This window comes from Enhygromyxa salina (genome assembly GCF_002994615.1).
In the GTDB taxonomy this organism is placed as follows: domain Bacteria; phylum Myxococcota_A; class Polyangia; order Nannocystales; family Nannocystaceae; genus Plesiocystis; species Plesiocystis salina_A.
In genome coordinates this window covers 1-14,038 of the sequence record NZ_PVNK01000201.1, presented here as the reverse complement: position 1 = coordinate 14,038, position 14,038 = coordinate 1, and the positions used below count along the sequence as shown (strand labels likewise).

Genomic DNA, 14,038 nt, shown 5'->3' with positions numbered 1-14,038 from the left:
TCGATGCAGTAGCATTCGAGCGTGGCGAGCTGCCCGAGCTGCGACGCGATGATCGAGGCCGGCGCCGAGGAGTGCTGGCATTGCGGCGCGACGATCGAGGGCGCGCAACGCGAGCGGCGTCAGCTCGTCGGCGCCAACACGGCCAGCGGCGCGCCGACTGTCCCGGTCGGCGATCTCGACCTGTCCCGCAGCTTCCACGGCCCGTCGATGATCGGCCGCGAGGTCATCGGCCAGTACGTGATCCGGGCCAAGCTCGGCGAGGGCGGCATGGGTGAGGTCTACCTCGCCGATCAGGCCGCGATCGGTCGCCAGGTCGCGATCAAGATCGTCCACGCCCAGATCCGCGAGCGCGACGTCGACGACCACGTCACGCGCTTCCGCAACGAGGCCAAGGCCGCGGCCAGCCTCGAGAGCCCGCACATCGTCCAGATCTTCAACTGGGGGGAGCTCGACGACGGGACCTTGTTCATGGCGATGGAGTACCTCAGCGGCCAGACCCTCGCTCAGGTGCTCCGCGAGCAGGGGCCCCTCGACGCCGAGCGCTGCGTCGACATCGCAACCCAGATCTGCGCGGCCCTGACCGAGGCCCACGGCGCGGGGATCATCCACCGTGACCTCAAACCCTCGAACATCATGCTGATCGAGCGGGCTGACGCGCCGGGCCAGCGCTTCGCCAAGGTCCTCGACTTCGGCGTCGCCAAGCTCGAGGGCTCGGACATCACCCGCAGCGGGGCGATGTTCGGGACCCCGCAGTACATGTCGCCCGAGCAGCTGCGCGCCGAGGGCGTCGACGGGCGCAGCGACCTCTACTCCCTCGGCGTGATGCTCTACGAGATGCTCGTCGGTGAGCTGCCCTTCGCGTCGCCGACGGCGATCGGCTTCATCACGGCCCACCTCCACGACGAGCCGCCGCCGCTGCCGTCAACGGTCCCGCGGGCGCTGGCCGAGGTCGTGATGCTCCTGCTGGCCAAGAACCCCGACGAGCGCCCGGCCGACGCCGCGGCGGTGGCCTTCGAGCTCCGCGCTGCGTTGACCGGTCGCTCGCCCGCCGCCCGCCGCCGCGCCCGTCGCAAGACCCTCCGCCGCGCGCTGGTCGTCACGCTCTCGCTCGTCGGTCTCGCCGCGCTGGGCTTGGGCGGCTGGCAGCTGTGGCAGTCGCGGGCCCAGACCGAAGACGCCCTCGCCCTCGAGCGAGCCCGCGCCCGCGCGCTCGAGCAGCAGGTCCGCGAGCAGCAGGCCGCGGTCGCCCAGGCCCGAGAGGAGGCCCGCGCCCGCGCCGAGGCCCAGCTCGAAAACAGCACCAAGGTCCGCGAGCAGCGACGCGAGGTCCAGGACACGAGCAAGCGCCGAGATCGGGCGCCGAGGCTCGACAACGAGACCCGCGCGCTCCTGACTCGCTCGCGCGCGCAGCTCGAGCGGCAGCTGGGCGAGATCCTCGACGGCCGCCGGATCCCGCCGTCCGAGGTCGCGGACGTCTGGCGTAGCCACGCCACCCGCGTCGCCGCGCTCGACGCGGGCGAGATCGACGAAGACGATCTGCGCGAGGAGCTGGTCTCGATGATCGCGCTCTACCGCAAGAACTTCGACCTCAAGCGGCGCGGCGACCAGCTCCCGCTCGCGCAGCTCGAGGCCCGCTTCTTGACCATGGCGACCAAGTCCGAGCTCGGCGAGGACGAGCGCCGGGCCCTGCTCGACGCCGTCTACGAGACCTTCGACAACCAGGACCTGCCCGACAGCGATCGCGCCTACTTCAAGCGGCTCGAGGTCGCCAAGCTGATCCGCGAGCACGAGGCCGAGCCCGAGCCGGAGCCCGAGCCCGAGCCCAAGCCCAAGCCCAAGGACGAGGGCTCGACGACCGCCGTCGCCCCGGGCCCCGGCGATCCCCAACCTCCAGCCGGCGAGAACGAGCGGGGCCTCGGCGAGCTACCTGCTCCAGACGGCATTTGAGTGAGTCCAAGCACGCCAGGGCCTCGAAGGTCTCGAGCGACGAGCGTGTAAGTTTGGCGACCAGCCGAGACGTTGCGAGGCCCACGGCCGCGCCAACCTCTGCGGCCCCGGAGGCCCATGCGCAAGCTCGCAATCGTCACCCTGTTCGCCCTTCCCCTGTTGACTGGCTGTGCCGGGCGCACGCCCTTCCCGACCGTCGACGATCTCGAGCTCGACACGGTCGTGCTCTACCGCAACGGCATCGGCTACTTCGAGCGCCGCGGCAAGGTCAACGACGAGGTCCTGCGGCTCAAGGTCCGCAAGGATCAGGTCAACGATCTGCTCAAGAGCCTGACCGTCGTCGACCGCGACGGCAAGGCCGTGAGCGTGTCGATGCCCCTCGATCCCTCGGCCTGGGCCAACGCCGCGATGGCGACCCTGGCCCCCGGTCGCGGCTCGCTCGCCCAGGTCCTCGACAGCATCCGCGGGACCTCGATCACGGTCCGGACCCACGGCGGGCGGATCATCCGTGGCCGCGTCGTGATGGTCGAGCGCAGCGTCAACGAGCCCGATCCGACCACGCGGTCGGGCAGCGCCCTGGTCCCGCCTGCGCAAGGCGGCGACTCCCGCGACTGGAAGCTGACGCTGCTGTCGAACGGCCAGATGCAGGTCGTGCGCCTGTCCAAGGTCAAGGGGGTCACGCTCCACGACGGCGACCTCGCCATGCAGCTGCACCGCAGCCTCGACGCGTCCGCGGGCGAGGGCATGTTCGAGCAGGTCGAGATCGAGGTTCGCCTGACCGGCGCCCGAAGCCACGAGCTGACCGTCAGCTACGTGGTCTCGGCCCCGATGTGGAAGCCGACCTACCGCGTGGTCCTGCCCGAAGACGGCAAGGGCAAGGCGCTGCTGCAAGGCTGGGCCGTCGTCGACAACATCTCGGGCGAGGACTGGAGCGACATCAGCCTGAGCCTGACCTCGGGCGCCCCGATCGCGTTTCGCTACGACCTCCACACGCCGCGCGACGTCTACCGCAGCGACATGACCGAGAGCGGCGTCCACAAGCAGGCCGCGGTCGCGATCGGCGAGACGACCTGGGCCAACGAGGCCGTCGTCGATGCCAGCAAGCTCGAGGAGCGCGAGGAGGCCCCGGCCGAGTTCTACGGCGGTGAAGGCGGCGACTACTGGGGCGAGATGCTCGCCGACGAAGAAAAGCGCAGCGTCGATTTGCCCAAGGCCAAGGCCAAGGACAAGAAGTCCGTCGGCTCCGGTGGTCGGGCGGCGCGTCCGTCCGCGGCGCAGCCCGCCCCCGAGAGCCTCGCGCAGGGTCCGAGCCTCGACCTCGAGTCGCTGCGCCGCAGCACCGACGCCTCGGCCCGCTCGCAGCGGATCTCCGGCCTGACGCGGGTCGATCTGACCACCCCGGTGACCGTGCCCGACGGGACCTCGACGATGGTCGCGCTGATCAACGAGCAGATCGCCGCCGAGCAGACCTTCCTCTACAAGCCCGGGGGCGGCGGCTACGGCTACGAGACCAACCCCTACCGGGTCGTGCGCTTCACCAACTCGACCGAGTATGTGCTCGAGCCCGGGCCGATCTCGATCTACTCGGGCGGCAGCTTCGTCGGTGAGGGCCTGTCCGAGGCCGTCGGCGCCGGGACCTCGGTCACGATCCCCTTCGCCGTCGAGGCCGGGATCATGGTGACCTCGGCCAAGCAGTACAGCGGCCAGGAGATGACCGTGACCCGGATCGTGCGCGGCGTGCTCGAGGTCGAGAGCTTCTACCAGACCACGACGACCTGGGACGTGCGCGGGCCGGCCAAGCCCGACGCCTACAAGGTCCTGATCCGCCAGCCCCAGACCGGGCCCAACTACGAGCTCGCGCAGCGGCCCGAGGGCACCGAAGACCTCGAGGGCGCGTGGCTGATCCCCGTCGAGCTCGGCGCCAACGCGCGCAGCGCCTCGATCAAGGTCGTCGAGCAGACCCCGTCGAAGATCAGCATCGCGATCTGGGATCAGCAGGCCCTCGAGCTGCTCGAAAAATTCCTCGCCGCCGACAACCTCGACGCGGCCGCGCGCAAGAAGCTCGCGCCGATCGTGGAGCTGCGCCGCGAGATCGGCCGGATCGACACGGAGGTCGACGGCCTCCGCCGCCAGCAGGCCGAGCTCGAGCAGCGCGCGGATCAGACCCGGCGCAACCTCGAGGCGATCAAGAAGGACTCGGCCGCGGGCAGCCTGCGCAACAAGCTCAACAAGCGCCTCGACGAATTCTCGAGCGACGCCGACGCCAAGGGCCGCAAGATCGTCGAGCTCGAGAGCAAGCGGCTCGAGAAGAAGATCGAGCTCGAGGACATGATCCAGGACCTGGATCTGCGCGCGCCGGTGACCCCCGGCAAGCCCGGGTCAACGGGCTCCAAGTAGGGCGACGCAACAAACCCGGCAGGTCGGGCGACCTGCCGGGTTTTTCTTGCGCTGGACGTTGGACGTTGGACGTTGGGGTTGGGACTGGGCTCAGGCCCCGAAGCGGTTGCGGAGCGAGGTCATGATCTCGTCTTCACGCAGGTTCGAGGAGTCGGGCTCGGCGAGGCGGTCGCGGATCAGCGCCTCGAGGACTTCGCTGCGGTGGGGGTGCGGGGGCAGGTGCTCGGCGAGGCCGAGCTTGCGGCTGACGAGGACTTTGAGGAAGGGCTCGATCTTGCGGACTTCTTGGGCGATGCGGACCGTCGCGGCCTTGCCTTCGCCGCGGCGGAAGGGATAGCGCGGGGCGCTGGCTTCGACGGCGATGACGACGTCTCGGGCGAGCTCGACGTCGACGTTGTCCTCTACGCCGAACGAGGCAATGACGATCGGACGGCTCTGCGCCTTCTTGTTGCCTTCGCCGGACCACCACACGTTGTGAGCGATCGAGAGGTAGGTTCGGCGAGAGTCGCCACAGCGGACTTTGTTCTTTCGCAAGTACATTCGAGTAATCCTTGTCTGTTTGCTTTTTCAGCGGTGTCAGTCCCGGGACCCGGTGGGCTTCGACGACCTACCGGAGCAAAACTTCAAGTTTCGTACCGGGCTCGATCTGCTCTGTCGTCGACCCAGTTTCAGGCTAGCTCAGCACCTCCCGCTCGCCAGGGGACCTGACGCAATTTTACAATTGCTTGAAATTGTTGAGGAAACGTCAACATCAGGTCTCGCTATAGTTAAGATGGTGGGCTCCATCACAAACACGTCGGTATCCAGTCGCGAAAAAATTCCCTCGATCTGGCCAAAAGTGTGGCTCCAGGCCCCCAATCACCGCGTGATGTGCAAACTACACACAGTTAGCCGGTCCGGAGTGTTGCAATACGCAACAATACTATGCGCTTTTTCGACCGGGCGCAGAAGGTGCGAATGCGACCCCGCAGGACACCAATGTCGTAGGCACGACAGCGAGGTCGGGCGATCACCCCTGGCGGTCGAGCAGCTCGGTGATCAGCGCGGCGGGCAGCGCGAGCTCCGGCGTGCGCGAGACGAACACCCCGGCGCGGCCGCGACGAATGAAGGATCCACGCCCGAGACGCGGCCCAAGGACCTCGAGGACACGAAGCTCGGCCCCACCGAGCGTCCGCGCCGCGCTGCGCTCCTCGAACGCGGGCTTGGACAGAGGACCCTCCTCTACGAACACTTCGCTCAGGAATTCGACGGGCACGGCAAAGTCTACGCGCTTGCCCTGGAGCTGATCCTGCAGGCCACGCTCGATGCCGGGGGGCAGCTCGCCGTCGACCTTGGCGACCACGAAGGGGCTGAGGATGTCGGCGTCGGCCAGCTCCGCGCCCGCGGGCGCGACGACGATGCCGAGCTCGTCGAGGACGTAGGGAAGATCTGCGTGGATCGAGTCGGCCTTGGCCTGGCGAGCCTCGAGCTCAGCCTGGTGCTCGGCCGCGCGACGCTTCTTGTCGTCTTCGACGCTCGCGCGCTTGGGCGCGGGCGGGCCGGCCTCGGCGTCGGGCGCGGACCCGGCGGGGCCACCGGCCTCGGGCTGACCGCCATCTTCGCCGCCGGGCTGCTGACCGACGAGGGTCATCAGGAGCTCGCGATCGTCGCCCTCGCGATCGAGGAGCGAGAGCTCGACGCGGGGACCCCCGGCGAAGCCACCCGCGAGCTCCTCGGGCTCGAGCTGGAGCTGCGTCAGCAGCTGCGCGACCGGCCAGTCGGCGGCGGTGGCCTCGGGCGGGAGCTGATCCTGAGTGGCGTCCTGGGCGTGGAGCACCTGGCCGCGCTGGGCGACGATGAAGCCCTGGCGGGGCTCGGGCTCGCCCGCGACCCAGTACAAGAAGCACTGGCGCGGCAGGACCTGCGACGCGACCACGCCGAGCTCGACGTTCTCACGCCAAAACGCGGCCGGATCATCACCGACGACCCCGCCGATGATCCGCACGAGCACGAGCTGGATCTCGGGGTGACGGACGAGCTCGAGCTTCGCGTCGACGATGTTGCGGGCCTGGCTGATCAAACCCTCGGCGATCGCGGCCGCGAGCATCGTCGGGCGAAACATGTCGAGGGGGAACACGATCCCGCCGTGGTTGCTGGGCATGCTGATGTCGTCGACCATGGCGCCCGGAGTGTACGCAAACACGAGCAGAGGGAAAGCCGAAGCAGCTGCGCTCCTCGCGCTACCCGGCGTCGACGATGGCGATCGAGACTTGCCAGGCGCGCTGGTCGAGGTCGCGCGGAAACCGAGCGAGGACCAGGTAGGGTCCCTCGGGCAGGCTACAGCGGAGGAAGCTCTCGCCTTTTGTGCCCTCGAGATCCACGAAACGACCGGCGCAGCGCTCGTCGAAGCGCGCGCGGGCAGACTCGAACAGCTCGTCGCTCTGGCCGTCGTCGAGCTTGACTGAGCTGAGCGAGAGCACGCCGCTGCCGGCCTCGAGGGTCAGCTGCTGGTCATCGAGGCTGACCCGGCAGCTCCAGGCGTCGTCGGGCGCGGCGATGACCTCGGTCGGGACGAGCTGCCCCTCGCTGTTGGGCTCTCGACACAGACCCCGGGCCTGCTCGTCGACGAGCGACCACTCCACCCCCGCGCGCATGATCTCGATCATGCTGGAGACCGCGACGTCGAGCTCGGTCGAGTCCGGGGAGTTCGACCCGCCCGAGTCCGCGGCCGGACCGCCCTCGCCGTCGAGCTGTTCGTCGCCACCGGCCGCGGGGCTGAGCTCGCCCCGCTCCCACAAGCAGCGCTCGCTCGAGTCGTACTCGCAGTCGCTGCGCTTCGCCGGGCACGAGGCCCCCCCGGCCATCGGCAGCGCGAGCAGCAGCAGCAGCAGCAGTGGCAGTCGGCGACGAGGCATCCGCTACGCCTCAGATCCTGCGCTTGCCGCCGACCCACACCTGCGAGATCGGCTCGGCGGTGCCCGCGAGGAACAGGGCGTCCACGACCCGGTCTTCGGCCACTCCATCGAGCATCGGGTGACCGAGATCGAGGGCGAGCGCGTCGAAGGGCGAGCCCACGGCCAGGCGGCCGAGCTCGGGTCGGGCCAGGGCTTGGGCGCCGCCGGTCGTGGCCGCCGCGAGCAGGACCGGCGCGACCTGGCCCGCGTCGTCGCGCAGGCGCAGGCGGGCCTGGTCGCGGAGGCGCGCGTGCATCTCGAGCAGCCGCGCCTCCTGGACCAGATCGATGACCGCGTTGCTGTCGCTGCCCAGGGCCAGGGTCGCCCCGTGCTCGCGCCAGCGGGCGGCCGGGACGACGCCATCGCCGAGGTCGGCCTCGGTCGTCGGGCACGCGCAGACCTGCTGAGCGCGGAGCAGCTCGAGCTCGGGCGCCTCGACGTGGATCGCGTGGACGGCCGTGAACGCGCGCTCGCGCGCGAGGCAGCCGGCGTCGGCGAACAGCTCGAGCGGCGCCCGGCCGTGCTCGTCGCGACACTGCTGGTTCTCGACGGGCTGCTCGGACACGTGGGCGTGGATCGGCAGGCGGTGCTCGTTGGCGTAGGCCGCGAGCCGAGCGAGCTCGTCGGCGCGCACGGCCCGGACGCTGTGCGGGGCCACGCCGAGCTCGAGCCAGGCCACGCTCGCGGCCAGCTCGCGCAGCGCGTCGACGCGGGCGAGGTAGGCGTCGGTCGAGCCGTCACAAAAGCGGCGCTGCTCGGGCTGGGGGCCGTCACTGCCGGGGCCAGACCGGGCGTAGTAGACCTCGAGCAGGCTCAGGCGCAGGCCGACGTCCTCGGCCGCGCGGATGACCTGGCGCGAGAGCTCGTTGGGGTCGGCGTAGGGTCGACCGTCAGGCCCGTGATGAAGATAGTGAAACTCGCCGACGCAGGTGATCCCGCGTCCGAGCATCTCGGCGAAGCAGGCCCGAGTCTGGGCGTAGACGGCGTCGGGGTCGAGGGCGTTCGCGGCCTCGTACATCGCCGCGCGCCAGGTCCAGAAGCTGGACGGATCCGTCGCGGCGCGGCGGTGGGTCGCGCCACGGATCGCGCGCTGAAACGCGTGGCTGTGGGCGTTGACCATGCCCGGGAGCAGCAGCGCGGGGCCGAGATCGTGCAGCGGCGTCAGGCCTTGCCCGGGCGCGGGGGCGTCCTCGAGCGACGCGTTGGGCCGCGACGCGTTGGGCCGGATCGAGAGGATCGTCCCGGTCGCGCGGTCGAAGCGGATCTCGGGCTCACGAACCAGCTGTGGCCGGCCATCGAGCTCGACCCAGGCGAGCCTCGCGGTGACGCCCACGACCTCGCTCGCGCTCACCAGGGACCCTCCAGCCAGGCGGGGAGCTCGGCCGCGGTGTCGAGCACGTGCTCGTCGGGCAGCGCGTCGAGGAAGCTGCTGCGCGCATCGACGCCCGTGTGGTGCTCGGGCCCCGTGCGGACCCCGACGAAGCGCAGCCCGGCCGCGCGCGCGGCGAGGTGGTCGTCTTCGCGATCGCCGACGTAGAGCGCCCGCTCGGCCATGGTCGAGCCGAGCGCCTGCCAGACCGGCGCGAAGCAGCGCGGGTCGGGCTTGGACGCGGGCTGGTCTTCGATGGCGAAGATGCCCTCGAACAGATCCTGGCCCAGGCCGGCCTGGTTCATGCGCTGGGCCAGGCGACGGCGCGAGCGCTTGGTCACGATCCACAGGCTGTGGCCCTGGGCCCGCAGTCGCGTCAGCGCCTGGGGCACGCCCGTGATCGCGGGGTAGCAGTGCTCGTCGGCGAGCTCCTCGTAGCAGGCCATGAAGGGGTCGAGCCCGAGCCCGGGCCACAGCCGCGCGAGGGTGTCTTCCCAGGTCGGCCCGTAGTGGACCAGCTCCGCGGCGCTCGGGACCCGCCAGCCGAGGTCGGCGGCGATGCGCTGGTGGAGGCGTACGTACTCGGGGAAGCTCTCGATCAGGGTGTCGTCGAGATCGAAGATCAGCACCGGGTAGCGCATGGTCGCGTCACTGCTTGGGCTTGGGCGTCGCCGCGGGCTCGGGCTTGGGCGTCGGCGCGGCGGGGTTGAGGTACAGGCGCTGCTGCTCGTAGTCGAGGGTCCAGCGCCCGCGCCCGAGGGCCTCGAGGCCGAGCATCCCGTCGAGGCGAAAGCCGTCGCTGGTCGCGTTTTGTTGGAGGAAGCCCCAGGCCGCGCCGAGGTCCTGGCGCTCGAACTCGCCGAGCCCAAACTGCTCGACCCGCGCGAGGGTCGGCGCCCCGGCGTGCATCGGCGGCGCCCCGATCCCGGCGTGGGCGTAGGCGGCCTCGTTGGCGGTCAGATCTGCCCCGCGCATGCCCGTGTTGAGCAGGTAGAAGCCCTCGGCGCCGTTCATGTGGCCGACGACGTAGAGGTAGTGGGTCTCGTGGATCCAAAACGGGACCCAGCTGCCGCTGCGGTTGCGCTCGAGCTGCTTCTTGCAGCGCTTGGAGGGCTCGACGATCTCCATCGTCGCGGCCTCGCGGTCGACGCTGATCTGGCGCCCGGCGAAGGGCCGGATCCCGAGGACCCCGTCGACGCCCTCCATGCCGACGACCGAGCCGAGCTGGTCGTTGGGGAACATCGTGATCGGGACGTTAGTGACGGCGAGGTCGCCGATCGTGAGGCTGTCGAGCTGGCCCTGCTTGAGCGGCGGGCCGCCGCCGACCAGCGGCGCCTCGGCGTCGGTCCCGATGACCAGGCTGTGGGCCTGCTCGTCGGAGATGATCAGGTCGGAGGCGCCGGTGTCGAGGAGCAGGCGCAGGGCGTCGCCGTCGGCGCCGACCTCGACGACGACCGCACCGCCCGCGATCTCGATCGGCAGCGTGGTCGAGCAGCCGTCGCCGCCCATCTTGGCGACCAGCGGCTTGCCATTAAAGGCTTCGTAGCGCCGGGCGAGATCGGGGCTGCCGGCCTGGTTCAGATCTTTGGCGGCCTTGGCCCACTCGCCCTTGCGCAGGTGGATCCAGGCGAACTGACGCGCGGCCTCGTCCTCGCGCAGGCCCTTGGCGGTCGCCTGGCGCAGGAGCTTGTCGGCCCCGCGGATGTCCCCGCGAAGCAGGGCGATCCGCGCGAGGATGTAGATCGCCTCGAGCTCGTTCTTGTCGATCTTCAGCGCGCTCTTGGCGGCCGCCTCGGCCTCGTCGAAGTGGACCGCGGCGAAGGCCAGGCGGGCGTGGACGACCTGGGCGAGGGCGTCACCCTTGGACTCTGCGGCGTCCGCGGCGGCCTGCTCGAGGGCGGCGAGGAGCTGGTCGGGCTCGGGCTCGGTCGGGGCCAGCTCCGGCAGCGCGAACAGCTCCTCGCGGACCGGGCGGTGGTGGATGACCTGCATGTTGAGCTCGACGACGTGGTCGGGGTAGCCCTCGACCTCGGTGATCTGCTCGATCCGCCACGGGACCTGGACGCCGTCGACGTCGCGGTAGTCGCTGTAGACCCGGCGGACGACGTCGCCGGTCTCGGTGTCGCGCTCGACCTCCTCATAGAGGAGCCCGGTCGCGCGATCGAACCATTTTTCGCTCTGGGGCATGACCGGCGAGGCCGCGAACCACATCACGCCGTCGAGCTCGACGCCCTCGTCGGTCTTGCGGGTCGGGAGCAGCTCGAGCGCGAGCTCCTCGCGGGTCTCGACGTCGAGGTACCAGTGCAGCAGCGCGTCCTCGCGCAGGACCGGGGTCGCGGAGGGGTCCTCGATGACCAGCATCTGGGGCTCGGCCTGCATCTGCCAGCCGGTCTCGCGGTCGAAGCCCCGCTCGAGCACGTTGTCACCGACGACCATGCGGCGGTACATGCGGCCGTCGGCGGTCGTGTAGAGCACGAATTGCCCGGTCGTCTCCTCCCAGACACAGTTGGGGTCGCCCTCCTCGCAGCCCTCTTGGGCCTTGAACACGACCCGGGCCTCGACGGTGCGCTGCTCGATGGCACGCAGGGCCTCGGCGCCGCCGCTGGCGGCCACGTGACGGTCGAGGAGCTCCTGGACGGTCGACGGAGCGACCGGCGCGGCGTTGGGGTCGTCGAGATCTTCGGGGATCGTCAGACAACCGACCGGGGCCAGGGCCGGCAGCGCCAGCGCCAGCGCCAACCACAGCGGCAGGACGCGAGCTGTGGGCGAGGGGGGGGGAAGCATGCGCGAAGATTGCCCCCGCGCCGCGGGGGTGTCCAGGCGCGCAGCTTTGCTCCGGGCGCGCAGCTTGCTCCGGACGGATCGTCGCGATTCAAGAGCCAGGCCGGGGGCGCGCTCGAAAGGACTCTCACACCGTCGAGGTCCATGCGCTCGCGGCCCCTGCTATGGTTCGCCCGTGTTCGGTCTCGGCATGATGGAGATCGGCCTCATCATCGCGCTCGCGGTGATGTTGTTCCCGCCGACGGAGCTGCCCAAGCTCGTGCGTTCGATCGCCCGGATCTACGGTCAGGTGCGCAAGACCGCCGAGGACTTCCGCAACACCGTGCTCGAGGACGAGGACCTCCGCGAGCCGATCGACCAGATCAAGGGCGCCTACAACGACGCCCGCTGGGAGGTCCGTGACGCCGAACGCAAGGCCCGCCAGCAGCTTGCGAAGGCCCAGATGGACATGCGCATGGCGACCGCGCGCCGGATCCAGGCCGAGCGCGAGGCCGAGGCCAAGCAGGCCGAGGCCGCTGAGGACGCCGCCGAGGGTTCCGCCGAGGACGCCGCCGAAGGCGCTGAGGCCAGCGAGCCTGGCGGGGCCAGCGACAACGCCGAGCCGCCCGCCAGCGGCAGCGCGAGCCCCGCGACCCCGGTTCGGATCGCCTCGGACTCCGGGTCGAACTCCGGGCCGAACTCCGGCTCGAACGCCAGGCCAGACGCCGCGTCGAACGCCAGCGGCTCGGGCAGCGAGCCCCACGACAACCTGGCACCTGGCGGCGCCGTCGCGGGTGCCGACCCGCGAAGGATCGCCCCGCGCCCGCCGGGGGCCTACACTGCGCCGACGAGCACCCCCGACGCCGCAGCAGGCGACGAGTCCGACGACAACGGCGAGGCCCGCGAAGGGGTCGCCTGAACACATCCATGGCCCGCGACGACGAGCAGGACAACAACGGCCAGGAGGGCCTGGCCGAGGGCCCCGAGGGCGACAAGCCCATGGCCTTCCTCGATCACGTCGGCGAGCTGCGCGGGCGGCTGATCCGGATGGTCCTGGGGATCGCGGTCGGCTTCTTCAGCAGCTTCTACTTCGCCCCGCAGATCTCGGCCTTCCTGCGCCTGCCCCTCGACCGTGCGTGGCAGTCGGTCGGCATGGGCGACATGGCCGAGCTGCAGGCGCTCGCGATCCAGGACCCGCTGATGGTCGACGTCCGCGTGGCCGTGACCGCGGGGATCTTCATCACGGCGCCCTACCTGTTCTTGCAGCTGTGGCTGTTCATCGCCCCGGGGCTGTTCGCCAGGGAGAAGCGCTTCGCGGTCCCCTTCGTGATCGTCTCGATGATCATGTTCCTGGCCGGGGCCGCGTTCGCCTACACGGTCGTGCTGCCCTTCGTCTACGAGTGGATGATGGAGTACTCGCAAGGTCGCGGAGAGTCGATCCAGCTCGAGCTCCACAACTACTTCAAGGGCACCACGCGGGTCCTGCTCGCGTTTGGCCTGGTGTTCGAGTTCCCGCTGCTGGTCGCCTTCCTGGCCAAGGCCCGGGTCGTGACCGAGAAGACCCTGCTGCGCTTTTGGAAGGTCGCGGTCCTGATCATGTTCGTGGTCGCGGGGATCCTGACCCCGCCCGAGCCGGTCAGCCAGGTGCTGATGGCCGGGCCGATGGTCGTGCTCTACTTCATCTCTGTCGGCATCGCCCGGATCATCAACCCCGCGGCCAAGGTCGAGGCCGAGCTCGCTGCCTACGACGACCCCGACGACGACCCCGACGACGACGACGAGCCCGACGACGACTAGCGCGGGCCTGTACAAAGAGGGCTGACCCGGGTCCGGACAAGCTGATACAGTCCCGGGCCATGAAACTACGCGCCGTCCTCGCGCTCAGTGGCCTGCTCGCCTCCACCGCGCTCATCGCCTGCGGTCCTCCGCCTGCCAAGAACACGGCCAAGAAGGTCGGCAAGGAGGCCAAGATCGACGACAACGCCCCGAGCGCTCTGACGGACATCAAGTTCAAGGAGAGCGAGCGCGGCGGCGACCCGAAGGTCGTCGGTTGCGCCGACGGTCAGCGCGAGGGCTTCGCCGACATCGAGAAGTTCCCGACGATCGCCGGCTGCCTCGGCGTGTGGGACGGAACCATGACCCTGCGCAAGGGCCCGACCAGCAAGGCCTGCGGCGACGACCTCGACGTCTGCAGCTCGCCGGCCGACGTGTGCGCGCCGGGCTGGCACGTGTGCGCGCGCAACGGCGACTACCACGACCTCAGCGACCGCGTTGACGACAAGCAGTGCAGCGAGGGCGCGGGCCCGGGCAAGTTCATCGCCGCGATCAGCCACGTCAAAAAGAAGAAAGAGTGCGCGCCCCCGCCCGGGCCGACGACCCGCTACCCCTGCCTCAAGGACGGCTACGGCGCCGAGCCTGTGTGCTGCGGCGAGAACTGTCGGACCGGCGAGTGCAAGGACGCCGTCTGGCCCAAGAAGACCCGGATCTCGGTCGGCAAGGCCCAGGGCTGCGGCTCGGTCACCTCCGAGCGCAACGGCGGGATCCTGTGCTGCCAGGACGCCGAGAAGCCGGCCCCGGCCCCAGTCGCCCCGATCCCCGCGACCGACACCACCGCGGAGCCCGACACCACGGC

The 14,038-nt window shown here is 70.2% G+C and carries 11 protein-coding genes; 5 read left to right on the top strand and 6 right to left on the bottom strand.

What is annotated here, in order from left to right; all coding sequences use genetic code 11:
- Positions 1-21 precede the first annotated feature (21 nt).
- Positions 22-1,947 carry a serine/threonine-protein kinase gene (locus ENSA5_RS23325; RefSeq protein ID WP_106393900.1) on the top strand — a complete coding sequence of 642 codons (1,926 nt, stop codon included), beginning with the start codon at positions 22-24 and terminating at the stop codon, positions 1,945-1,947.
- Between the two features lie 117 nt (positions 1,948-2,064).
- The gene (locus ENSA5_RS23320) at positions 2,065-4,344 is read left to right on the top strand and encodes a DUF4139 domain-containing protein (protein ID WP_106393899.1); all 2,280 of its coding nucleotides are present in this window, start codon (positions 2,065-2,067) and stop codon (positions 4,342-4,344) included.
- A gap of 90 nt (positions 4,345-4,434) precedes the next feature.
- On the opposite strand, the gene ENSA5_RS23315 is transcribed toward ENSA5_RS23320, so the two are convergent.
- The 6 genes from ENSA5_RS23315 to ENSA5_RS23290 form a co-directional block, all read right to left on the bottom strand.
- Positions 4,435-4,884, bottom strand: a complete 450-nt coding sequence (locus ENSA5_RS23315; RefSeq protein ID WP_106393898.1) for a hypothetical protein — start codon at positions 4,882-4,884, stop codon at positions 4,435-4,437.
- 469 nt (positions 4,885-5,353) lie between these two features.
- Entirely contained in the window at positions 5,354-6,502 is a 1,149-nt protein-coding gene (locus ENSA5_RS23310) for a hypothetical protein (RefSeq protein WP_106393897.1), read from the bottom strand.
- Between the two features lie 61 nt (positions 6,503-6,563).
- The gene (locus tag ENSA5_RS23305) at positions 6,564-7,238 is read right to left on the bottom strand and encodes a hypothetical protein (protein WP_106393896.1); all 675 of its coding nucleotides are present in this window, start codon (positions 7,236-7,238) and stop codon (positions 6,564-6,566) included.
- 10 nt (positions 7,239-7,248) lie between these two features.
- Positions 7,249-8,628, bottom strand: a complete 1,380-nt coding sequence (locus ENSA5_RS23300) for a formimidoylglutamate deiminase (RefSeq protein ID WP_181198056.1) — start codon at positions 8,626-8,628, stop codon at positions 7,249-7,251.
- Positions 8,625-9,287: an HAD family hydrolase gene (locus ENSA5_RS23295; protein ID WP_106393894.1), complete on the bottom strand. Its 663-nt coding sequence runs from the start codon at positions 9,285-9,287 to the stop codon at positions 8,625-8,627. The genes ENSA5_RS23300 and ENSA5_RS23295 overlap by 4 nt, the downstream gene beginning before the upstream one ends.
- Positions 9,288-9,294: 7 nt before the next feature.
- Positions 9,295-11,430, bottom strand: a complete 2,136-nt coding sequence (locus tag ENSA5_RS23290; RefSeq protein ID WP_146156025.1) for a retropepsin-like aspartic protease — start codon at positions 11,428-11,430, stop codon at positions 9,295-9,297.
- Between the two features lie 172 nt (positions 11,431-11,602).
- On the opposite strand from ENSA5_RS23290, the gene ENSA5_RS23285 reads away from it, so the two are divergent.
- The 3 genes from ENSA5_RS23285 to ENSA5_RS23275 form a co-directional block, all read left to right on the top strand.
- Positions 11,603-12,325 (top strand): Sec-independent protein translocase subunit TatA/TatB, encoded by a 723-nt coding sequence (locus ENSA5_RS23285; protein ID WP_106393892.1) that lies wholly within the window; start codon positions 11,603-11,605, stop codon positions 12,323-12,325.
- Positions 12,326-12,333: 8 nt separating this feature from the next.
- Positions 12,334-13,203, top strand: coding sequence for a twin-arginine translocase subunit TatC (gene tatC, locus ENSA5_RS23280; RefSeq protein WP_106393891.1), 870 nt, complete (start codon positions 12,334-12,336; stop codon positions 13,201-13,203).
- A gap of 59 nt (positions 13,204-13,262) precedes the next feature.
- On the top strand, positions 13,263-14,038 hold a 776-nt coding region (locus ENSA5_RS23275; RefSeq protein ID WP_146156024.1), incomplete at its 3' end, for a hypothetical protein.

Bases quoted from the DNA above. Each gene is read 5' to 3' on its own strand.
- ENSA5_RS23320 (WP_106393899.1), top strand. From the start codon at position 2,065: ATGCGCAAGCTCGCAATCGTCACCCTGTTCGCCCTTCCCCTGTTGACT.
- ENSA5_RS23315 (WP_106393898.1), bottom strand. From the start codon at position 4,884: ATGTACTTGCGAAAGAACAAAGTCCGCTGTGGCGACTCTCGCCGAACC.
- ENSA5_RS23310 (WP_106393897.1), bottom strand. From the start codon at position 6,502: ATGGTCGACGACATCAGCATGCCCAGCAACCACGGCGGGATCGTGTTC.
- ENSA5_RS23305 (WP_106393896.1), bottom strand. From the start codon at position 7,238: ATGCCTCGTCGCCGACTGCCACTGCTGCTGCTGCTGCTGCTCGCGCTG.
- ENSA5_RS23295 (WP_106393894.1), bottom strand. From the start codon at position 9,287: ATGCGCTACCCGGTGCTGATCTTCGATCTCGACGACACCCTGATCGAG.
- ENSA5_RS23290 (WP_146156025.1), bottom strand. From the start codon at position 11,430: ATGCTTCCCCCCCCCTCGCCCACAGCTCGCGTCCTGCCGCTGTGGTTG.
- tatC (WP_106393891.1), top strand. From the start codon at position 12,334: ATGGCCCGCGACGACGAGCAGGACAACAACGGCCAGGAGGGCCTGGCC.